The organism is Gordonia sp. (in: high G+C Gram-positive bacteria) (assembly GCF_049647785.1).
Taxonomy (GTDB): Bacteria; Actinomycetota; Actinomycetes; order Mycobacteriales; family Mycobacteriaceae; genus Gordonia.
On record NZ_JBARYI010000042.1, the window covers coordinates 1 to 21,933 of the forward strand.

At 63.4% G+C, this 21,933-nt stretch carries 21 protein-coding genes; 13 read left to right on the plus strand and 8 right to left on the minus strand.

The features are described 5' to 3' along the window. Positions 1–343: 343 nt before the first annotated feature. From WBA38_RS06560 to WBA38_RS06570, 3 genes are all read left to right on the plus strand, one after another. Positions 344–685 (plus strand): Pycsar system effector family protein, encoded by a 342-nt coding sequence (locus WBA38_RS06560; RefSeq protein ID WP_223291356.1) that lies wholly within the window; start codon positions 344–346, stop codon positions 683–685. A gap of 379 nt (positions 686–1,064) precedes the next feature. Continuing rightward, entirely contained in the window at positions 1,065–1,721 is a 657-nt protein-coding gene (locus tag WBA38_RS06565) for a DUF6308 family protein (protein WP_424322332.1), read from the plus strand. Between the two features lie 77 nt (positions 1,722–1,798). After that, positions 1,799–2,470, plus strand: a complete 672-nt coding sequence (locus WBA38_RS06570; RefSeq protein WP_424322333.1) for a DUF6308 family protein — start codon at positions 1,799–1,801, stop codon at positions 2,468–2,470. A 105-nt stretch (positions 2,471–2,575) separates the two neighbouring features. Here the strand turns inward: WBA38_RS06570 and WBA38_RS06575 are convergent, their stop codons facing one another. Both WBA38_RS06575 and WBA38_RS06580 read right to left on the minus strand, forming a co-directional pair. Next, positions 2,576–2,812, minus strand: a complete 237-nt coding sequence (locus WBA38_RS06575; RefSeq protein WP_424294102.1) for a YgaP family membrane protein — start codon at positions 2,810–2,812, stop codon at positions 2,576–2,578. A 179-nt stretch (positions 2,813–2,991) separates the two neighbouring features. After that, positions 2,992–4,740, minus strand: a complete 1,749-nt coding sequence (locus WBA38_RS06580) for a hypothetical protein (RefSeq protein WP_424322334.1) — start codon at positions 4,738–4,740, stop codon at positions 2,992–2,994. Positions 4,741–5,311: 571 nt separating this feature from the next. On the opposite strand from WBA38_RS06580, the gene WBA38_RS06585 reads away from it, so the two are divergent. Then, entirely contained in the window at positions 5,312–6,673 is a 1,362-nt protein-coding gene (locus WBA38_RS06585; RefSeq protein WP_424322335.1) for an MFS transporter, read from the plus strand. 437 nt (positions 6,674–7,110) lie between these two features. Continuing rightward, complete coding sequence (locus WBA38_RS06590) at positions 7,111–7,725, plus strand: LGFP repeat-containing protein (RefSeq protein ID WP_424322336.1); 615 nt, start codon at positions 7,111–7,113, stop codon at positions 7,723–7,725. 105 nt (positions 7,726–7,830) lie between these two features. On the opposite strand, the gene WBA38_RS06595 is transcribed toward WBA38_RS06590, so the two are convergent. Then, positions 7,831–8,607, minus strand: a complete 777-nt coding sequence (locus WBA38_RS06595) for an aldose 1-epimerase (RefSeq protein ID WP_424294097.1) — start codon at positions 8,605–8,607, stop codon at positions 7,831–7,833. 50 nt (positions 8,608–8,657) lie between these two features. Between WBA38_RS06595 and WBA38_RS06600 the strand changes: the two genes are divergently transcribed. Further along, positions 8,658–9,188, plus strand: a complete 531-nt coding sequence (locus WBA38_RS06600; RefSeq protein ID WP_424294096.1) for a VOC family protein — start codon at positions 8,658–8,660, stop codon at positions 9,186–9,188. Positions 9,189–9,191: 3 nt separating this feature from the next. On the opposite strand, the gene WBA38_RS06605 is transcribed toward WBA38_RS06600, so the two are convergent. From WBA38_RS06605 to WBA38_RS06625, 5 genes are read right to left on the minus strand one after another with little or no spacing between them, the layout of a single operon-like run. After that, on the minus strand, positions 9,192–10,019 hold the full coding sequence (locus WBA38_RS06605; RefSeq protein ID WP_424294095.1) for an acyl-CoA thioesterase domain-containing protein: 828 nt from the start codon (positions 10,017–10,019) through the stop codon (positions 9,192–9,194). Then, positions 10,016–10,888: an FAS1-like dehydratase domain-containing protein gene (locus WBA38_RS06610; protein ID WP_424294094.1), complete on the minus strand. Its 873-nt coding sequence runs from the start codon at positions 10,886–10,888 to the stop codon at positions 10,016–10,018. Before WBA38_RS06610 ends, WBA38_RS06605 begins: the two co-directional genes overlap by 4 nt. Positions 10,889–10,893: 5 nt before the next feature. Beyond that, positions 10,894–11,637, minus strand: a complete 744-nt coding sequence (gene fabG / locus WBA38_RS06615; RefSeq protein ID WP_424294093.1) for a 3-oxoacyl-ACP reductase FabG — start codon at positions 11,635–11,637, stop codon at positions 10,894–10,896. A 27-nt stretch (positions 11,638–11,664) separates the two neighbouring features. After that, positions 11,665–12,474: an HpcH/HpaI aldolase/citrate lyase family protein gene (locus tag WBA38_RS06620; RefSeq protein ID WP_424322337.1), complete on the minus strand. Its 810-nt coding sequence runs from the start codon at positions 12,472–12,474 to the stop codon at positions 11,665–11,667. Between the two features lie 8 nt (positions 12,475–12,482). Continuing rightward, the gene (locus WBA38_RS06625) at positions 12,483–13,667 is read right to left on the minus strand and encodes an acyl-CoA dehydrogenase family protein (RefSeq protein ID WP_424322338.1); all 1,185 of its coding nucleotides are present in this window, start codon (positions 13,665–13,667) and stop codon (positions 12,483–12,485) included. Between the two features lie 99 nt (positions 13,668–13,766). On the opposite strand from WBA38_RS06625, the gene WBA38_RS06630 reads away from it, so the two are divergent. The 7 genes from WBA38_RS06630 (at position 13,767) to WBA38_RS06660 (ending at position 21,749) form a co-directional block, all read left to right on the plus strand. Next, the gene (locus tag WBA38_RS06630) at positions 13,767–14,927 is read left to right on the plus strand and encodes an acyl-CoA dehydrogenase family protein (protein WP_424294267.1); all 1,161 of its coding nucleotides are present in this window, start codon (positions 13,767–13,769) and stop codon (positions 14,925–14,927) included. A 26-nt stretch (positions 14,928–14,953) separates the two neighbouring features. Continuing rightward, the gene (locus WBA38_RS06635) at positions 14,954–16,177 is read left to right on the plus strand and encodes an acetyl-CoA C-acetyltransferase (protein ID WP_424294266.1); all 1,224 of its coding nucleotides are present in this window, start codon (positions 14,954–14,956) and stop codon (positions 16,175–16,177) included. A gap of 4 nt (positions 16,178–16,181) precedes the next feature. After that, positions 16,182–16,853, plus strand: coding sequence for a GntR family transcriptional regulator (locus WBA38_RS06640; RefSeq protein ID WP_424322339.1), 672 nt, complete (start codon positions 16,182–16,184; stop codon positions 16,851–16,853). Continuing rightward, positions 16,850–18,076 carry a CoA transferase gene (locus WBA38_RS06645; protein WP_424322340.1) on the plus strand — a complete coding sequence of 409 codons (1,227 nt, stop codon included), beginning with the start codon at positions 16,850–16,852 and terminating at the stop codon, positions 18,074–18,076. The genes WBA38_RS06640 and WBA38_RS06645 overlap by 4 nt, the downstream gene beginning before the upstream one ends. Positions 18,077–18,129: 53 nt before the next feature. Next, positions 18,130–18,858 (plus strand): VIT1/CCC1 transporter family protein, encoded by a 729-nt coding sequence (locus WBA38_RS06650; protein ID WP_424294263.1) that lies wholly within the window; start codon positions 18,130–18,132, stop codon positions 18,856–18,858. A 167-nt stretch (positions 18,859–19,025) separates the two neighbouring features. Beyond that, positions 19,026–19,739 carry a hypothetical protein gene (locus WBA38_RS06655; RefSeq protein ID WP_424294262.1) on the plus strand — a complete coding sequence of 238 codons (714 nt, stop codon included), beginning with the start codon at positions 19,026–19,028 and terminating at the stop codon, positions 19,737–19,739. Continuing rightward, entirely contained in the window at positions 19,740–21,749 is a 2,010-nt protein-coding gene (locus WBA38_RS06660) for a YhgE/Pip family protein (protein ID WP_424322341.1), read from the plus strand. The last annotated feature ends 184 nt before the right edge of the window (positions 21,750–21,933 follow it).

Below are 21,933 nucleotides of genomic sequence, written 5' to 3' on the forward strand. Positions count from 1 at the left end.
GGCCGCCCTCGCGGGCTTGGCGGTCGTAGACCATGCGCACGGCACGCTCACGCAGCTCTGGACTGAACTTCTTGGGCATACTCCGATTCTCCTTGCTGAGACTCGGAACGGAACCCAGGGCGCTTCAACGCACCCCACGTCGTCGCCCTCGTCCGAGCCGGCAAGACCTTCGAGAAAGGCAAACTCGTCGAATCCGACACCCCATCAACATCGCAAGAGGAGGCCGCCTGAAACAACCTCATCCACAGGTCTTGACAATATCTCCGATACGAAGGCGCCATTTGCACTGACAATTGAGACCGCGCTCCTCGTGGGAGTTATCACGCTGTCGGGCGAGGGGCGGGTGCTCCATGACCTTGGGGGCTGGGCCGTAGTCTGGTACGTCGTTGGCATCCTCCTCTTAGTAGCTAGCGTCCTATGTGCGGCCTGGGTTGTGCGTCCCCGGCTACGGGCCTCCAACCTCGAGGTTGAGGCGCCGGACAACTTTGTCTATTTCGGACACCTGCGGCACCTGACGCCCGAAGCCGTTCAGGATCGGCTCGAGGGCCCGACTCTTCTTCCGGTACTGTCGAAACAGCTCGTGGAGATGAGCAAGATAGCGTGGACAAAGCACCGGCTTGTGCAGTTGTCTATGAGTCTTTCTCCGATTGGCGTTATGGCACTTGGCATATGTGCGACATGCTGACTTGTGTGAGGCGATGCTCGGTCGTCAGAGCAGAGGGGTTGCCGCTGCATGGGCGCCGCAAGAGATCGATCTACGCCAAATGTTCGCCGAAAGTGACTTGGATGGCCGACCACATGGAGAATCAAAATTGACACGACTCATCGAGGCACGCATGTTCTGTCAGACTTCCGGGGGTAGCGCTGCTAATCTCCGCTGCATCTCGACACACATCTCTCCTGACCATCATCGCGGCTGTAGATAGAACCTTTGGGGAGTCGCTCGTCGGCCTTGACGGGGGAATGACCCGGAATGTTCAGACCCGTCGCCTAGGCCAGCATGGGGCGCTGGATGCTTTGTGTCATTCAGGTCCGCCGCACCAGCTCTTAACTACAGTCCCTGTATGAACGTTGACGGCATGATGCTTCCTCCGATCCTCAGTATCGACCGAACTGCTGCGGCAGTAGAGGCGTTACGCCGCTACTTCGCGCACGAAGGCGAGGTTCCGGCCTATAGCGGTTCCAGATTCGAACGGTTCGCCGGAGGCGGCGATCGTGCCGAGGTGGCTGACCACTTCACCTCCGAGGACCTCGTCGCAGTGACACTCCTGAGCGTCGACATCCCGGGGCCGGCGGCACTACGGCTTCTTGGCGACCAAGAGCCTGGGTATTCCCGTCGGTTGAGCGACCTCCTCAGCCAATTGCCGACTGACGTGGCGCTGGTAGACGCCAGCGATGACCACCTGAGTATCGCGGAAGAAATCTGGTCGATGGTGCGTGACAACCGTCGGGTCGGACGGACAAAGACAAGCAAACTGCTCGCACGCAAGCGTCCGCACCTCCTTCCCGTCATCGATTCGGTGGTGATCAAGACTGTGGGTCACGTGCCTGCTCGCCACAGTTTCTATCGGAATCTTCGGACCGTTATGAATGCCGACGGTCGGCAACTGGTCACTCATCTTGAGCATGTCCGCACCTCCGCCGAGATCGGTGAGGATATCAGCACGATCAGGGTGTTCGACATCCTTGTATGGATGTGGGGAACGGGACGAATTCAGTGAGTCGACGCGCGGAACCATGCATTGCGTCGAGAACTCGACGAAGGCTCCGATAGAGAGCCTTGAGCGGAACGAGGAGTATGTCTGAGAACGCATTTGGGGGAGGATCGCACATCCGACTCCCGAAAGTCCTTCGTGAGCAGGACGATGCTGGAGCGATCGATACGTTGCAGGAGTACTTCACTCGTCCGGTCGTCAAGACCGGGTACCTCAGGTCCGGCGCCCACTGGGACAACTGGGATCCGAGCGGGCAGCGAACTGCGGACGCGAACCGCTTTACCGCTGATGACCTCGTAGCGGTGACGTTCCTGTCAGTGCAGGTTCCCGCGCATGCTGCCTGGCTGCTCCTCGGCGAACTGCGCGAACCGATGACCGAACTCCTCCAGAAGATCGGGCCTGACCGGGACCTTGTCGAGGAGTCGGAACCGATGACTTCGACGTCTCCGGCATGGGAGTTGGAAACAGCGCTCTGGGCCGTCCACGGCATTGGCCGGACCATCGCTTCGAAGCTCATCGCGAGGAAGCGGCCGCGGCTGTTTCCGATCTACGACGAGGTGGTCGGACGAGAACTCGGCACCAAAGCCGCTCACTTTGAACCGATCCGCCAGGCATTGCGGGCAGACGATGGCGCGCTGCACCGACGTCTCCTTGATCTGCGCGATCAAGCTGGCCTCGATGAGTCCATCCCGGCGCTGCGCGTGCTGGATGTGCTGGCTTGGATGCAGGGGAAGCACTACCGGCCGATGTCCTGAGCCGAGCGATGAGTGTGCCCAACGACTAGTCATTGTCGCTTCGCTAGGCTCGGCCAGGACACGACCGCCAGCGCAGTCACAGCCGAATGACTGCGTTACTCGCCCCTAAACCCGAACTCGGCAACTAGCTCGCTCAAGTCCGACCTTTTCCATGATCAGGCTGGCCGGGCACCATCCGACTGCCGCGTAGAAGACGAGGTTGGCACCTACGAAGCCGGTGAGGAACAGCCACCACGGGGAGAATGCGAGCACCAGCGCGATGCTCAGGAGAACGATCACGCCGGCCATCAGCGGCACGACTCGTTCGACGGTCCAACCTTGGTGTCGGGGAAGGCTCTTCATTTCGCTCACTCATTCATTGGGGGAGGGTGTCCCGTGGGGTTCCGGCGATCGACCGGCACGACCAGCATACCCCCGGGGGTATGCAAGACGGAGTGTGTGATCGGACACCGAACGGGGGCGAAGCGGAGAACGGAGCTCCCTCGTTTACTCGGAGACAGTGGAGGGACGAAGTGCGGGATCTACCCCGCAGTCACGGTCCCGCCGGACGAGCCGATCTCCGTGCCCGAGTCAGGGGTGCTGCTTGGGGTGGGCGCGGGAGCGGTGCTTGAACTCGGCGCGGGGCTCGAACTGGTCGAAGAGCTGGGCTTAGGAGTGGTGCTCGTGCTGGGTGCGGTGCTCGAGCGAGGGGTCGTGCTTGTGCGCGGCTTGGGCGTGGTGCTCGAGCCGGGAGTCGCACTCGTCGTGGGCGCGACGCTCGTGCTGGGCGCGGGACTCGTTGCGGGCGCGCCGCTTCCATCGGGGGTGAAGCACACCGACCGCAGCGTGTTGTGGAAGACGACGAGACCGTACGTCTTGGGTGCGTCGTAGAGGCCACTGATGCGCGGCATCAGGTCGACGCCGCCCATCTCGATGGCCAAGGCCGCGGCGGCCGCATCGTTAAGGTGCCCGACGAGCAGCGTGGTCAGCGAGTACGCGTAGAACGCAGCGGTCAGCGTCTTCGTGACCGTCAACTCGCCAAGCGGTGTCATCTCCGCCAGAGAGGCGCGCTTGGTCTCGTCGTCGGTAAGGCTGGCGCGGATCGTTTCGACGGTGACCTCGGGTGCAGCGGCAACGCCGAGACCGCGGTCCATCAACTCTTCGACGGTGTCGTCGTCGACCGGGTCCGCCGGAATCAGGTTCGCGGGCACCGGCGCGTACTTCATAAACAGCTGCAGCCCCTTGGTGAGGAGCTCGATCTGTTTCGCATCCTCCGGATCGGAGACCTGCTTCTGCAAGAACGACGACGTCCGCCCGACCAACTGGCTCAGCGTCATATCGGCAATCGAGGGGCACGATCCGGGTTCAGCAATCGCCAATTCCCCGGCCACCTTCGTGAGGATCTCGGGAACCTGCGCGTCGAAACTCAGATCGTGGTCAGGCTTGCCGGCCCGCGCCTTTTCGTCGGGCGTCATGCGAGCGAGGCAGTTGCTGATGAGCGTCACGCTCATTGCCTTGTAGAACAACTTCATGCCAGCCGCACCGATAGTCATCGGCAGCGTGAGCAGCGTTCCGACGCTTACCGGCCCCAGCGAGTAATCCGCGGGAAGCATCGACTTCACGAGCGTCAACGGCACGACAGCCGTGAGGTAAAAGTACAGCCAAGCGCTCTCGACGGCCTGCATCACCGTCAGGTTGTCGGCACGAATCGGCTGCGCGGCCGTACCGGCCTTCACGTTCATCAACTGCGTGACGACCCACTGTGACAGGGGATCGCGGTACTTGTTCATCGGCGCATCCTTCGACGCACCCAATCCGCCGGGACTGTTGGTGACGGCGAGCGACGAGATCTGCAGCTCGTGCAGATCGCCAAGCACCCGCGACCGAGCGTCGAGCACGGGTCCGCGCTGCGCTGGCGGGATCAGCGGCGTAAACGAATCGAAGATCGCACTGAAGATGGCACCGAGGGTTGCGAACTCGGGACCAACGCAAGTCTTCCCGTCCGCCGGTTCCTTGAGCTTCGGGATTAGCTTGGTGATCGCTGGCGGCTGTTTGCCCTCGGAACTGTCGGGCTTCAGGATGTCGGACAGTACAGACGAAAGGTCGCTCGAACCCAACGATGATTCTGTTGCCTGCGAGTCTGATTGCGGCGTTTCCAACGACGCGACGGTGTTAGTTACTGGGAGGCTGACGGAGCTCTCGGTGGTGCCGGTGACAAGCACGGCACACGTGAGGAACGAGATTCCGATGCGGATCGCACGTGAACGCGCACGCGTACGAGGGGTACTCACAGTAGGTGTCTTCTGGTCTATCGCCACACGGGGGAGTCGCCGTGTTGTCATCGCCATAAGCATCAAGCCATAGCGCGTTACGTCTGCGGTAATACGTCACCCTCGAAGTGACACGGAAATGACGATCGAACCAGTTCAGGGCGCAAATCTTCACCTCCCGACAACGGGTGAATGCGGAATGCCCAGTTTGCCCAGATTGACGATTGGCTCAACTTTTGTTGGCGCAAACCAGCCTCTGTGTCACTAGATCTGGGACGTCTTTCCCGGAACTCAACGCCTGCATCGGAGTTGGAAATTTGACCAACAGGGGCCCGGTCGGGAGCGGGATTCTCGGTGAATCGAAGCGGAACCTGCCCGCCGTACGCCATGCGGTTTCAGCGACGGTCGTGGCGCCGAACCCTGACCCGGTCGAAAGGGGGCAACAGCAATCGCAGCCACCGGGAGGCAGCAAGGCTAGGCGCGCAGAAATCGGTGCCATCCGATCAGGGGACGCCGCACCGGGGACTGGCAAATAAAAGTTGCCGGGCATTGGGCGGGTCGACCATTTCTGCCCGGCGATAGGGTGTTTCTAATGTCCGGAACTCACCGCTTACTTCCCGCCCTCGTCTACGCCGCACTGACGACGTCGATCGTGAGTTCCCTCGGCATGCTCCTGGTTCCGTCGATCTCTGCGGAACTGGGCGTCTCGGTTGGTTCGGCGCAATGGATGCTCACCGTCAACCTGATGGTCGGCGCCATCGTGACCCCCGTGATGGGTCGCCTCAGCGATGGCCCCTGGACGCACCGGCTGCTTCTGATTTCACTGGGCATCATCTTCGTTGGTTCCGTCGTCGCGGCGGCCGCACCCAACTTCACGCTGTTCCTGGTGGGACGCGCGCTGCAGGGACTGTCGTACGGCATTGTTCCGGTCACCATCGTGATGGCCCGGCGTCACCTTGCGAAACCGCAGATCGACCCGGCTATTTCGACGCTGTCGGTGACGGTGGCGACCGGCCTCGGGATCGGATATCCGTTGACGGGCGCGCTCGCCAGCCTGCTCGACTACCGGATCGCATTCTGGTTCGCCGCAGCCTTCGTCGCGACCGCTGGTGCCGTGGTGTGGCGGCTGGTGCCGTCAACTCCGGGCGACGCCGTCACGCGACCGTTCGATGTTCCCGGCACTGCCTTGTTGAGTCTGGGGCTTGCCGGAATGTTGACGGCGGTGAGTCAAGGGCCGACTTGGGGTTGGGGCTCGCCAGCGACCGTCCTTGTCATCCTTGGCGCCGGGGTGGCTTTCGCGGCCTGGATTGTGGTGGAGTTGCGCAGTCGCGACCCGCTGATCAACCTCCGAGTTTTCCGCACGCCCGACGTGTTTCTCGCGAACGCCACCGCAATCGGTCTCGGCGCAACGATGTACATGAGCCTTTCGGTCGCCAGCATCATCGCGCAGGCGCCAACGTCAACCGGCTACGGTATTGGGCTTCCCCTGTTCTGGGCCGGATTCGTGATGCTGCCGCTGTCGGTGGGAAGCCTCGCCGGTAACCGACTGGTTCGACGGCTTGGACAAGAGTCGATGACGGCGATGCTGCCAGCTGGCTCCGGGCTCATGGCAGTAGCGGCACTCATGCTGTGGTTCACCAGCGACCAACTCTGGGAAATCCTGATTGGCATGGCACTGTTCGGTATTGGCATGGGCGCGGCATACGCGGCGATGCCGACGCTCATCGCGCGCAACGTCGCGATATTCGAGGTCGGCAGTGCCGTTAGCTTCAACCAGGTTCTTCGCACGGTCGGTGGTGCACTCGGTAGCGCGGTGGTCGGAGCCATCTTGGTCGCCAATCCCGGCTCGAACGGGATTCGGATATCGCTGGGGGCTGCGGCCGTCGGAGGGACAATCGTCTTTCTCGCACTCGTCGTCAATCAATTCCGGATACGGCGGCACCGGGCGGCATAACCGGCACTTCGGGGCCAACAATTCTGGGCTAAAAGTTCTGAGGCCAACAGCAAGGGCGGGCGATCGAAATGACCGCCCGCCCTCGTTGATCTCGCGCATGTGGGTACGCGAGATGCCCAACATGCAGGGCGCCGATATCGTCGGGGTGATAAGACCGGCGTCAAACCTGAACATGGTGGCTTGTCCGGTTACCCGAACAAGCAGTTACCATACAGCAAACAACATTGCGCATGTTGCAGGGCCCTATCTCGAGACGGCAACCGGCCAGCATTGCTGGTGGGGCCGGTGGAGAGGGTGTTTTCGTCGTGTTTTGAAAACCGGTAAAGACGGGCTGAGACGGCACAATTCTGTTACTGTCCGATCGGGCAATTACCACCTGGTGTTAGCTCCAACGAGTTTGTTCATCGACGAAATGTCGAGAGAAGAGGGGATCTTTAATGAAGCAAATCGTGCGTAAGACCGCGGGGGTTGCGGCAGCTTTGGCATTGACCGCGTCTGTGGCCGCCTGCACCAGCACCACTACCGACACCACCGAGGGCACCGCCGCAACGCTCACGCCTTCGGTGTCCGTGTCGGTACCGTCGGTGTCGGTGCCCGGTGTGGATGCCAATAAGACCGTTGAGCTCACCGCAGCCGACGGCACCAAGGTTGAACTCAAGGGCCCTATCGCCGTCAAGTACGAGGCAGCAACCGATAAGCAGAAGGCCGACCTCGGTAAGGTCCTGACCGGTGCCGACGCTTCGGGCACCAGCGACAGCGGCGTCGTCTTCCAGCAGTTCGACGGTGGCGTCATCACGGCTCAGCCGGGCAAGCCCGCCTACATCACGTGGGGCAAGATTCGCGACGCGTGGAACGTCAAGCGCGACAGTTCAGGTGAGCCCGCAGCCGACGGCAAGGGCGGCTCTAACGGCCCACTTGGCGCAGCCACCAGCGACGAAACCGAAGAGGGCGCGCTGAAGGTCTCGACCTTCGAGCACGGCAAGATCACCTTCGATCAGAGCGCTGACAAGGTCGTCGTCACCGTCAACGACAAGGTTGTCGCTACCAAGTAGTACTTCGCGCACGAGAAACCTCATCGCCCCCGCCGACAACTCGGCGGGGGCGATGCGCTTGCTTGAAAGGCTTGTCTTCTCGAGACGGGCAATAGCGCGCCGTGCTTACAAGGTTTCCCACGACCACCGGGTTTGGACCAGCAACGGCGACGATGGCGTCACCGTGCGGGGCATGGTGTTGACACCATTTGGCGGGCCTGACTGCGGCTCGATGCAGACCGAATCGTCCTCGAGGTCGTAAACGACGACCCACTGTTCGGGGCTTTGTATGCGCAACGTCGCGATGCCCGGCCACAGGAGCTTCACGTCAACGCCGCCGGGCATGCCAAAACAGTCATCCCAGGGGCCTGGAAGCGGTGTGATCCGCGTACCGGACGGCAGATAATCATCGCCGCGAAGCTCTTGCCAGTCAGCATCGAAGGACAGTTCCACCGGAGCGGTTCCCGTGCGCAACGTGCGGCGGAACCACGGGTGCCAGCCGGCCTGCGCGGGAAATGACTCGGAATCGGATGCAACCTCGAGGGACATGGTGAGTGCGTCGTCGTCGAGCGTGAACGACGCGGTGGTGGTACCAGCGAATGGCCATGGTGCTGAGAGGGATTGGGCGATGGTCGCAGTGGTGGCGGTCGATTCGACCAGTCGCCAAGACTCGTCGCGTGCGGTGCCATGGATCGCGTGGGGTTCCGCGTTGCGCGGTAGGTGGTGCACTCCGCTTGCCGTCGTCAGGATGCCGCGGTCGAGACGCCCGCACCAGGGAACCATGGGGAACGAACCCTTCCCGGGCCCGACGGTCAGTAGGTCCAGGTCCCCGACGCGGAGCCGTTCGACGACGCCGCCGTCCAGCGACAGGTCGAGGCGGGCGTTCGCAGTCTGAAGAATCACCTGGGTAGCCTTTCATGAGGCCCGAGCAGCGGGCAGAACGGAAGGTCGACATGTCGATTCGAGGACTTAATCACGCGGTGCTGTACGTGTCCGACGTTCAGCGAAGTGTCGAGTTTTACACGTCGGTGCTCGGGTTCGAGAAGCTTCCTGTCGACTTCCCCGGCGCGGCCTTCTTGCGCGGCGTGAACTCTGCCAACGACCACGACCTGGGGCTGTTCCAGACCAACGTTCCGCGGCCGCCGGATCGGGCTGTTGGGCTCTATCACCTGGCCTGGGAGGTGGCGACTCTCTCCGATATGGCCGCTGTCGGCGAACGCATGGCTGCCGTCGACGCACTGACCGGTGCTGCGAACCATGCTGCGACCAAAGCCCTATACGGCCGCGACCCCGACGGCATCGAATTTGAAGTGACCTGGCTGGTGCCCGACGAATTGGTCGCTGCCGAACTGGTTCCCGGCGTTCCGCCAACCCGACCCCTGGACCTGCGCGCGGAGATCGACAAGTACGGAGCCGACACGCTCGGCGGCCCACGATTGGATCCGGAGGTCTTCGCGCGGATTGCCCGGGGCTCAGGGGGTTAGGGCCTAGCGTTCGTACCGCAGTTTCATTGGGGGCGTCAGCATAATGGGCGCGGCGGAGAGGGACGTTGCGGAGACCAGGCCGCAGGCTCCCTCGGCGTCGAACATCGCCGCAGACGCCGCAGATACGCCTGCGGCTTCGGTGCGCGAGTTTGCGACCAGCCCGATGAACGCGCCAACCGGCTGTCTCGCCAAAGTCATGGTGAGGTCAGTGTTAATGAAACCGAGCCCGTGCTCATCAAGGTTTGCGACCACACTCACTACGTCGGCACATGAGGCCGCCGCTTGGAATCCGGTGGGCACTTCGCCTTCGACCACCGGTGCCGGAACCATCCATACCCATTTGCGATCGGCGTCGTAAGGCACTTCGTCCAGTGGCATCCACCCACGACTGTCGGTCCCGTAGATCCGTTCGGACTCATCGGGCAGTGATGCGAGATCAACCCGCGGCAGTTTCGGAATCAGATCCGGAGTACCCGGCCACGCTGACGAACCACTGCTATCGGACGGTGCGACGAAACTGGCGCTGGCACGGGCCATCACCTCGCCATTCTGAAGTAACAGCGCGTCGAGCAAGCAAAGACGGCGGCCGTTGCGCACCACCGTCACCTCGGTCGACAGGTCGGTCATCCGCACCGGCCGGAACAGGTCGAGGGTGAAGCGGCCGGGGACTAGGTTCTCGCCGAGTTCTGTCGCCTTCGATTCGACGGCTCGGGCAAGGGCCCCGGCTACGGCCATACCGCGCATGTGGTCGGCTCCCCAGCCGCTGACGGCCCGAGCCAAGGGGCGTAGCGTGCCGGAGTCGGTCAGAGCGAATAGTGCGGACCGGGTCATCGGAGAATCAGCTCAACGCTCGTGTGGGTACCTGCTGAACTCACCAGTTCGACGCGGGTACCGCCCTCGTTGGGCGTCGAAACCAACTGGGCTCCGTCACCGCAAAACAGGGGTCTGGAGTTGCGGTGCGACAGCTCGCCGATCCGACTGCTCGTCGAGGCGAGTCGCTGCGTTTCGGCTAACGACAATGTCATCAAGGGCCCGTGCACCACCAAGCCCGGATAGCCTTCGACGCCTGTCGCATACGGCCAGTCGTAGTGGATGCGGTGAGCGTTGGCCGTAGCCGCAGAGAACCGCATCAACAACGTCGGGTCTGTACGGAAATCCCAACGGCCTTCGCCCACGGGCACGATCGGCGGGCCGACCGGCGCCATCGCGGCGGGTCCAGCCGCGTCGGCAGGCTCAGGGTGCGAGACCGCTGCAGCCTCCCGATAGATCAGATTCTGCTTCTCAATCACCGCTGGGTTGCCGTCGGTACCGAACAGCGTCGTCGCCACGACGACCACCGTGAGGGCCCCGCTGCGGCCGTTCTTCTCGGTGACTGACTCCACCGTCGACTCGCGCCGCACGGTATCGGCGACGCGGAGGTCGCCCGGAAAGCTCACACTGCCGCCGGCAAACATGCGGCGCGGCAACGTGATTGGTGGGAGGAATGATCCACGGAACGGATGCCCGTCGATGCTGAGTTCGCTCGATGGTGACCATCGGGGGAGCGCCACCCAATGCCACAGCGGCGGCAGCACATCGCCGACGTCGGGGACGGGAAGGCCGTCGTCGAAGAGGGTGGCCAGGGCTCGCACCGCCGCCGGATCGAGGTATTCCTCGGAGACGACGGTGTGCGGTTCCCAGTCCTCGAATGAGCCGGGCACGCCGGTCACATCAGTCGCCCGCCGGTCACCTCAAGCACTGTTCCGGTCATGTACGACGACAGGTCCGACGCGAGGAACACCGCGACCGAGGCGATCTCCGACGGCTCGCCCGCGCGGCCCATCGGGATCTCCGACATTTTCTGATCCCAGATGCGTTCGGGCATCGCTTCGGTCATCGCGGTGCGGATCAGGCCGGGCTGAATCGCGTTGACGCGGACGCCCGCGTGGGCGACCTCCTTGGCTGCCGCCTTCGACAGTCCGACGATTCCGGCCTTGGCTGCCGAGTAGTTGGTCTGTCCGACGAAGCCGACCTTGCCGGAAATCGATGACAGGTTGACGATGGCGCCGCTACCGCGTTCGCGCATGTGGGCGGCAGCCGCCCGAGTGCCGAGCCACGTGCCCTTCAGGTGCACGTCGATGACCTGGTCGAAGCTCTCTTCGCTCATCTTGCGCATGGTGGCATCGCGCGTGATGCCCGCGTTATTGACCATGATGTCGACCGCCCCGAAGGCCTCGATCGCCGAGCTGATGAGGTTGTCGACATCGTCGGACGAGGTGACGTTGCAGGCCACGCCGCGCGCGACGGTGTCGCCGCCGAGGTCACTGGCCGCTCGGGTTACCTGTTCGGCATTCATGTCACCGAGCACCACGCGGGCGCCTTCGGCGATAAAACGCTCGGCGATCGCGTAGCCGATGCCTTGCGCGCCGCCGGTGATGACGGCCGTCTTGCCTGCGAGTAGTCCGGTCACGGGTGTGCTCCTAGTGCTTCAGTTTGGCTAGTGCTTCAGTTTGTCGAGGATGTGTTGGGCCCGGTCGACGACGGGTTGATCGACCATCTCGCCGTCGATGGTCCACACGCCATCGGTGTCGAGTGAGTCGATGATTTTGTGCGCCCACGCGATCTCTTCTTCGGTGGGGGCGAACGCGGCGATCGCCGGTCCGAGCTGCTTGGGGTGAATGCAGAGCTTGCCCGCGAAGCCGAGGCGTCGTGCGTAGGCCGCGTCGGATGCAATGCGATCGGCGTTGTCGATCGCGGCCGTCACTCCTTCGAGTGGTCCGGCCAGGCCGGCGGCGGCGGAAGCTAGGACCAGCATGCTGCGGCTGGTGGCCAGGGCTTCTCGGTCGGCGGGGTCGGCACCGAGTTGGGCGGCGAGGTCGAAGGTGCCGACCGCGAGCCGTACGACTCCGGGGACGGCGGCGATATCGGCGGCGGCGAGGATGCCGCGCGCCGTCTCGATCAGCGGAATTACCCCGGATCCACTAACTTCGGCAACGGCCTGCACGAGGTCGGGAGTCTCGGCCTTCGCCAGCATCACCACGGCACCGGTCCCGGTGATGGCGGCAAGATCGTCCTGGAAGTAGCCGGTATCGGCAGCGTTAATCCGGATGCCACAGGGGTTGCCGGTCACTGCCCACTCGGCGGCATTGGCGCGCGCAACCGCTTTGTTCTCGTGGGGAACGGCATCTTCGAGGTCAATTACGACGAGATCGGCACCTGCGGCGGCGGCCTTCTCGAAGCGTTCGGGGCGGTCGCCCGGAACAAACAGAATGGTGGTGGCGCGCAGGGCGGTGGTTGAGGGGGTCATACCAACCATTATTTCGCTTCTCGCTTGGCCTGTTTCACCAGACCGCCGCCGATGATCAAGCGCTGGATTTCGCTGGTGCCCTCGTAGAGGCGCAATAGGCGGACATCGCGGTAGATCCGTTCGACGGGCATGTCCCGCATGTAGCCGCTGCCGCCGTGCACCTGGACGGCGCGGTCGGCGACGTCGCCGACCATTTCGGTGCAGAACAGTTTCGCCACCGACGGCGCGATTCGCCGGTCCTCTTCCGACACCCATTTGGCGGCGGCATCGCGGGCCAGGGCACGGCCTGCCATGATGCCGGTCGCCATATCGGCCAGGTGTGCTTGGACAAGTTGGAAGTCGCCGATGGGCGTCCCGCCCTGTGTGGTGACGGCAGCATGACGTAGCGATTCGTCGAGGGCTCGCTGTGCGGCACCGACAGCCAGTCCGGAAATATGGACGCGGCCGCGTGCCAGCGACGTCATCGCCGCCCGATAGCCGACGTCTTCGGAGCCGCCGACCAGGGCTGATGCTGGAACACGCACACTGTCGAAGCGCACGTCGGCGGTCCAGGAACCGTCTTGGCCCATCTTGCGATCATGCTCGGCGACCGACAGTCCGGGGGCATCGCCGGGCACCAGGAACACGGCGATGCCCGCACCGTTGGCATCGGCGGGACGGGTCCGAGCGAAGGTGACGAACAGGTTCGCGGTCGGCGCATTGGTGATGAAGCATTTGCTGCCGTCGATGATCCAGTCGCCGTCGTCCTGCTGCACGGCCTTGGTGCGCAATCCGGCGGGATTCGATCCGGCACCGGGTTCGGTGAGCGCGAAAGAAGCGACGATCTCGCCCGAGGCGATCTTTTCCAGCCACGTCGACTTCTGCTCGTCGGTACCGAATCCGACCAAGACTTGCCCGGCAATGCCGTTGTTGGTGCCGAACATCGAGCGCAGGGCCAAGGTGGTGTAGCCGAGTTCCATCGCCAGTTCGACGTCTTGGGCCAGGTTGAGGCCGAGACCTCCCCACTCCTGGGGGATCGCAAATCCGAAGAGGCCCATGTCTTTGCAGGCTTGGCGGAGGTCGTCGGGGATGCGGTCAGCATCGGCGATTTCCTGCTCGCGAGGGATAACCCGCGTGCGCACGAAATCACGAACCGACTCCAGGATCTGGGCGAAGTCCTCGGGACTCACTTCAGCGGGACTCACTTCTGGCATGCGGGCCGCCTTTCGGGCCTTGAGGAACGAACCAACTGTGATTACGGATAATATATTATCCATAAGAGGACGATGATTGGAACGAGAGGCGCACCACCGATGGCCCTGACAACAGACGAACAGCAGATGGTCTCGCTAGTCCGCGACTTCATCGACCAGCGGGTGGCCTCGCGAGTCCGCGAGTTCGAAGCTGACGACATCTATCCCGAAGAATTCATTGAGGAAATGAAATCCCTGGGCTTCTTCGGGCTCCTCGCCCCGGCCGAGCATGGCGGCGTCGACGTCAGCATGGAGTGCTTCGCGCGAGTCTGCGAAGAACTCGCCCGCGGATGGATGAGCCTGGCCGGAGCCATCGGCGGACATTCGGTGATTACCTACCTCATCAAAACCTTCGGCACTCGGGCGCAACAGGACAAGTACCTGCCCGCCATGGCCGAGGGCACCATCCGTGCGACGATGGCGCTCACCGAACCGAGCGGCGGCAGTGACTTGCAGGCGATGCGCACGCATGCCGACCCCGTCGCAGCGGCCGATGGAGCTGGCTACCGCATCAACGGCACCAAGACCTGGATTTCCAATGCCGCGCATTCGGACCTCTTCGGATTGCTGTGCATCACCGACCGCGACGCCAATCCCACTCACCGCGGGATGAGCGTGCTCCTCGTCGAACCGGGGGAGGGTTTCGCCGTCTCCAAGAAGCTCCCCAAGCTGGGCTATCGGGGCGTCGAGGCTTGTGAACTTGTCTTCGACAACATGCTGGTTCCCGCCGATGCCGTCTTGGGCGGCGATCCCAACAAGGGCTGGGGACAGATGATGCGCGGCCTAGAAGTCGGGCGCATTCAGGTGGCATCGCGAGCGCTTGGCGTCGGACAGGCATCCCTGGAAGCGGCAACCAGGTATGCGCAGGAACGCGAATCGTTCGGCCAGCCAATCTGGAAGCATCAGAGCGTCGGCAACCTGATCGCCGACATGGCGACCAAGCAGCAGGCGGCGCGACTACTCACGATCGATGCCGCGCAGAAGCTCGACCGCGGTGAACGCGCTGACCTTGAAGCCGGTATGGCTAAGCTTTTCGCCTCCGAGACGGCCATGGCGATAGCGCTCGACTCGATTCGCGTCCACGGCGGGTACGGATACTCCAAGGAGTACGACGTCGAGCGCTACTTCCGCGACGCGCCGCTGATGATCGTCGGTGAGGGCACCAACGAGATTCAGCGCAATGTGATTGCCGCGCAACATATTGCGCGCAACAAAATCTAGGCCCGCTACCCAAGGAGGACAGAACTGTGTCAGCACAAACACTGCGGCGCGCGGCCATCGTCAACCCGTTGCGCACCCCCGTCGGAACCTTCGGCGGGAGCCTCAAGGACGTCCCGGTTGAAGATCTCGGTGCCGACCTGATCAACGCCGTCGTCCAGCGGTCGGGCATGGATCCGGCGCGCATCGACGATGTCGTCTTCTCCCAGAGTTACGCCAACTCCGAGGTGCCGTGTGTGGGTCGCTGGCTCGCCCTGAACGCTGGCCTGCCGATTGAGGTGCCCGGCATGCAACTCGATCGCCGCTGCGGCGGTGGCCTGCAAGCCCTTGTTACCGCGGCGATGATGGTGCAGACCGGCGCGGCCGACGCGGTCCTGGCCGGCGGGATTGAGTCAATGAGCCGCGCTGAGTACTACTCGACCACCAATCGCTTTGGCGCGCGGGCTGGTAACTCCATCCTCTACGACCGCCTCGACCGGGGACGTGAACGCAGTCAGCCCGAGCACCGGTTCGGGAAAATCTCCGGGATGATTGAGACCGCCGAAAACTTGGCGAACGACTACGGAATTACCCGCGAAGCGGCCGATCAGTACGCTGCCCGCAGCCATCAGCGGGCGCACGCCGCGTGGGAGGCCGGAAAGTTCGACGCCGAAGTGGTGCCGGTAAACGTTCCGCAACGCAAGGGTGAGCCGGTGCCCTTCACCCGGGACGAAGGCATCCGGCCGGACTCCACTCCCGAATCGCTCGCCAGCTTGCGAACCGTGATGCCGGACGGCACGGTGACCGCGGGCAACGCGAGCCAGCAGAACGACGCTGCCGCAGCCTGCCTCATCGTCGCCGAAGACCAACTCGACGCACTGGGTCTGGAACCGATTGGATTCCTGACCGGTTGGGCCGCCGCCGGGTGCGACCCGTCTCGGATGGGCTTCGGGCCGGTCCCGGCCACGGCCAAACTCGCCGACCGCGCGGGGATTAGCGTGACCGAACTTCTCGACTCGATGGATGTTGTCGAACTCAACGAGGCCTTTGCCGCGCAGGTTCTGGCGGTGTTGGAGGGTTGGGATTGGCGCGAGCAAGACCGCATCAACGTCAACGGTTCGGGTATCTCCCTGGGGCACCCTGTCGGAGCTACCGGTGTCCGGATGGTCACGACGTTGCTGCACGAGCTGCGTCGTCGCGGAGGTGGCCGCGGACTTGCGACCATGTGCATCGGTGGCGGTCAGGGCATGGCCGCCACAGTTGAGGCAGTCTGAGCCAATGAGACCGCGTCCCCAACTCTCCGACGATGTCGCCGCTTATGTGCGGGAACTCATCGTGTCCGGCCAGGTGAAACCGGGCGAGTTTCTGCGCACCGAACCGATCGCCCAGGCCCTCGGCATCAGCAACACCCCGGTCCGCGAAGGACTCCTGCACCTGCAGGGCGAAGGCTTTGTGCACCAGGTGCCGCGGCGCGGGTTCGCCGTCTCCGCATTCACCGCGCAAGACGTACGCGACCTGTTCTGGGTGCAGGCGACGCTCGCCGCCCAACTCGCCTCGCGGGCCGCAGCGCTCATCACGACGGAAGAACTCGACGAGCTCGAAGCACTCAACAGCGAACGCATCGCTGCGGGCCGATCTGGTGACAGTAACCGCATGGTCAAGAGCGGGCACGACGTTCATCGCGGCATCAACCTGGCGGCCCGGTCGCCACGCCTCACGATCGTCCTCGATCAGATTTCCCGCCGACTCCCCAGCAGCTTCTATGCCGACGTCGAAGGGCACGACGAGATCGACAGCGCTCACGATGCGCTGGTGAAGGCACTCCGCGCCGGTGATGCTGACGAAGCCGGACACCTGATGCACGAGCACATCATGAGTGGTGTCGACGACTTGATCGACCGCCTCGGTGAGCAAGGGATTTTCAGTACCGACGAGGCGGCCCAACCATGAGCGATTCGCGTGCACCGGGAGATCGGCCCCTCGACGGGGTCCGCATCGTCGAATTCGCCAGCTTCGTCGCCGGACCAAGTTCAGGCATGGCCCTCGCCCAACTCGGGGCCGAAGTGATTCGCGTCGACCCGATTGGTGGCAACGTCGACTACCGGCGGTGGCCGCTGTCGGATCGCACCGGTGAAAGTCTGTACTGGAACTCGTTGAATCGCGGCAAAAAGTCCGTGCAGCTTAACCTGCGCACACCCGAGGGGCGCGAGCTGCTGTTAGCCCTGGCTACCGCACCCGGCGCGGACGCCGGAATCGTGATCGACAACGCCGTCGGGCGCCCCTGGTTCTCGTACGAGGCGTTATCGGCGCGGCGGTCGGACGTGATCGCCGTCCGTGTGGAAGGTCGTGCTGACGGTTCCGCGGCCGTCGACTACACCGTCAACGGTGCTGCGGGCATCGCATCAATGACCGGTCCCGCAGACTCCGAGGCCCCCGTCAACCATGTCCTTCCCGCATGGGACCTGCTGTGTGGCCAAGAAGTCGTCACCGCGGTGCTTGCCGCCCTGCGTCGCCGCGACCGCACCGGTCAGGGGGCTCACGTCCAGATCGCGCTGGCCGACGTCGCGATGGCTGCCGTTGCCAACCTCGGCTGGTTCTCCGAAGCCGCTGAACGCGGTGCCCGACCTCGCCACGGCAATCACCTTTACGGTTCGTTCGGGACCGACTTCGCCGCTGCCGACGGCTTGCGCGTGATGGTCGTCGCGCTGACGCCCAGGCAATGGAATGCGATCGGTGAAGCCACGGGGACGACCGCCGTGTTCGCGGCATTGGAGACGTCCCTCGGTGCCGACTTCACCACCGACGAAGATCGGTACGCCCATCGTGAGGTCATCGCGGCCGTTGTGCGACCGTGGTTTGCCGCGCGGAGCGGTGACGAGGTGCGCGCGCAACTTTCGGCGGCGGGCGTCCTGTGGGGGCCATACCAAACGACCGCTGACGTCGCTGCGAGTTTTGCCCGGGAACCGGATGCCCAGCCGGTACTCGCTGGCCTTGACCAGCCGGGGATTGGTTCGGTGATTTCGGCGAGTGCACCGGCCCGCTACGACTCGGCCTACTCGGGGACTGAGGCCGCCGCGAAATTGGGTCAGCACACTGACGCGGTATTGGCATCGGTGCTGGGGCTTGATTCGGCCGAACTTGAAAGGCTACGCGGACAGGGGATCGTCGGCTGAGCGCTCCCTCGGGCCTCCCGGTCGCCCGGGGTGGACTGCATTAATCTGCATTCATGGGGCAAGAGGGGACCAGCTTTTGGGCGCACGCCGCAAGGCGCAATCCGGTTCGCCGCTGGCTGCGGAGGTACGAACCCGCGGATATCCGGGACCGGCTCTCCGACGCCAACGATGGGATTCTGACGATCGCCGGCACGAGTCTCGGTTTGGCTGGTGCCGAGATTGGTGTCCAAACGTCGTACACGGTCCTCGTGATTACCGCGGCGGTCGGCACCCTCTCGACACTGTCGGTGCAACTGAACCAAGAGTGGAACGGTTACGAGCAGGAGCAGGATGCCGTGGCCCGTGAGGAGCGCCTGCTGATGACCGACCGCGCCGGTCAGGTCCAGGAATTGATCGAGTGGTTTGAAGATAAAGGAGTATCCCCGGACACGGCACGCCAGATGTCAGCGGAACTCTCTGACGACGAGGCCCTCGATATCCAACTCGCGCTGGAATATGGCATTGAGGATCCGGTGACCCCGCGCCAAGTGGTGAGCGGCGCGCTCGTCGCGGGCCTGACTTTTCTCCTCGGTGCCGCACTGCCGATTGCGATGCAGTACTTCGTGCCCTTGGACTTCCGGATTTGGTTGACGATGACCATCGCGGGGATCTCGCTGACCATCACTGCGATCGCGTTCTCGGTGCGCGGCCACTATCGGGTGCCCTTCGCGATCGTTCGGGGCCTCTGCATGGGCATCGGCATGCTGACTTTGACTTACTATCTCGGCGACTTGTTGATGTAGGTCGATATCGGTCCTAATCGGACAGAGCGCACCAAACTGCATGTGGACGGGGTAATTCGCTGACCTCCGCAGTGGGTGCTGTCACAAACCGATCTGATAACAGACGTTATCTCAATGCGGGGGTGGGGCCTGAATTCTGCTGCCCTCCGGGTCTACTCTCCTATTTCATGACCGACAGTCTTGTCCCAGCGGCACAGCCGCTCGCCGTCGTCGCTCGCGGAATCACCCAAACAGGTCCGTGGGGTCCGGTGTTTGGGCCACTCGACCTCGACATTCCCGCCAGCGGACTCACCATTCTGCGCGCTGAGGCCGGTCCGCCGCGCACCGCGCTGGTGATGACGCTTTCCGGGCGCATGAAAGCGAAGACCGGGACCATTGATGTCTTTGGCCGAACCAACGCCCGCGCGATCTTCGACTGCGCGTCCCTTGCGGGCGTGCCCGACCTCGACGATGTGTATGCCTCGGTTCGCGTTGTCGACCTTTTGACTGAAAAGATTCGCTGGGATGCCCGGTGGTACCGCGTCATTCGCAAGGCCACGCAGACCGACTTGGAACGTATCTGCCACCCCGTTTTTGGTGATCGACCGCTACCGGACTTGGGAACCTACGTCGAAGAACTTCCTGAACTCGATGGCCTGCTCCTGCGCGTGGCTCTCGCGAACTCGCAGCCGCGACCACTGCTCGTCGTCGGCAGCATTGACCAGGTTGCCAGCCACGACGACCACCGCTTCCTGGTGAATCGCCTTGTTGCGCTGGGACAGTCGCAGACGGTCGTGACAACCACGGTCAACCACGTCGACGCCGCGCTCGGGTACCGCACCCTCATCGACGTCCCATCCATGCTTACCAGCACGGTCGATGCTGGATCCGAGGAGAAGTAGATGCTGGCCGGAATGTCGCTCGGTACCGAGCTGAAACGCTATTCCAAAGGCGCGATGCCCCGCATCGCGATCTTGACGGTCGTACTGATGCCGCTGCTGTACGGCGCCATGTACCTGTGGGTGTTCTGGAACCCCTTCGACGAGGTCTCGAAAGTTCCGGTGGCGATCGTCAACCAAGACCAGGCGGTGCAGGCCAACGGACAAACACTCAATGCCGGCGAGCGGGTGAACGCGGAACTGCTCGGCGCGGGTGAACTTGATTTGCATGAGACCTCGGCCGCCGAAGCGGCAGACGGGCTCGCCCACGGCAAGTACTACTTCACAATCACCATCCCGAAGGACTTCAGTTCGTCGATTGCCTCGGCGACCGGATCCGACCCACACAAGGCGAAGATCGAGTTCGCCTTCAACGATGCGAATAACTATCTCGCGGGCATCATCGGTCAGACTGCCGCGTCGCGTGTCACCGATGCGCTCAACAACTCCATCGGGCAGCAGGCCGTCGATCAAGTTTTGGTTGGCCTCGTCTCGGCGGGCGACGGACTCAAGCAGGCCGCCGACGGTTCGAACCAGCTTGCCGCCGGTGTTCACCAGGTCGACAATGGTGCCCAGCAGTTGGCGGCGGGCTCGAAGGAGTTGGCCGACAACATGGTGACCGCCCGCGACGGATCAGCCCAGTTGGCCGACGGCACCGCGCAGTTGGCCTCCGGTATCAACACCGCCACCGGGCCGTTGATGGGTGTGCTCAACAGCGTGCAGTCGTCGGGCGTCAAACCTTCGCAGTATGCGAACGACGTGGCCGCCCTGACTGCGAACCTTTCCGACGTTCTCGGCGTCGTCACTGCCGCCGGTGCCGGACAGTCGCAGGCGGATCAGGCGCTGTCGCAGGCGGTTTCGCGGATGCGAGCCAGTGGTGATCCGGCGATGCGGGCCCTCGCCGATTCGTTGGCTCCGGTTCAGAGTTTTCTCCGGACGCAGGGTGTCGATCCGGCGACCACCGCCAAAGCCAACAGTCTTGCGACTCAGTCGGCGGCTCTGTCTGCCCAGTTGGGTGACAAGAATTCGTCCCTCCGAAACACGCTGGTGATGCTCGAGAACGGTGGCCTCGCCGACCAGGTGGGGCAGTTGCGTGATGGAGCGAATCAACTGCAGAACGGTGCCGCGGAACTTCATGACGGGCTGGTGCAACTCACCGACGGCAGTCAGCGGTTGGCGACGGGGGCGGGGCAACTCGCCGCCGGCACTCCCGAACTGTCGGCTGGTGCGGACAAACTCGCTACCGGTCTCACCGACGGAGTGAAGCAAATCCCGAATTTTGGCGGTGAAAGTCAGCGGCAGCAGACGGCCGCGAACCTTTCTCAGCCTGTGGCCCTCAGTACCTTCAACCAGAATGCCGCCCCCAATTTTGGTACCGGATTCGCCCCGTTCTTCCTGTCGTTGGCGATGTTCATTGGTGTCGTCATCATTTGGATGATGCTGAAGCCGCTGCAGATGCGACCGGTGATCGGGGGGCTCGGTGGCCTTCGTTCGGTCTTGGCATCGTACTGGCCTGCGGTGCTAATTACGGTCGCGCAGGTAGTCGTCATGTTTGTCGTCGCACACTTTGCCGTCGGGCTCGACGCGGCCCATCCGATAGGGATGATCGCGTTTATGTTGTTGGTTGCGGGGACATTCCTCGCGATCGTCCAGATGTTCAACGCACTGCTTGGCCCGGCCGTGGGCCGCGTGCTGTCGTTGGCGTTCCTCATGGTGCAGATCGTCGCCTCCGGAGGCATCTACCCGGTGGAGACGACCGCGAAACCTGCCCAGTGGTTCCACCCCTACGATCCGATGAGCTACTCGGTGACCGGCCTGCGGCAGCTAGTGAGCGGCGGCGTCGATGAACGCCTGTGGGTGGCGGTCGCGGTGCTGGCCGCGATAGCCGCAGCCTCGATCGCGATTAGTTCCTGGGCGGCGAGACGAAACCGGCAATACCGAATGGACCAGTTGTTCCCGCCGATCGAAGTGTGATCGGACGGGTCGCGGCGCCGGACTTCTGCTGAGATTCGGGTCGACCACGGCGTGTCGGCTTGTTCGGCGTGTCGTCGGGGCATGGTCAGAACGGCGGAGTGCCTTCCTGTGGCGACGTCCGGGCTGCCTCCTGCTCGCGGATGCGGCGGTTCGCTGCCCGGCGGGCCATGCGGTAAGCGTGCTT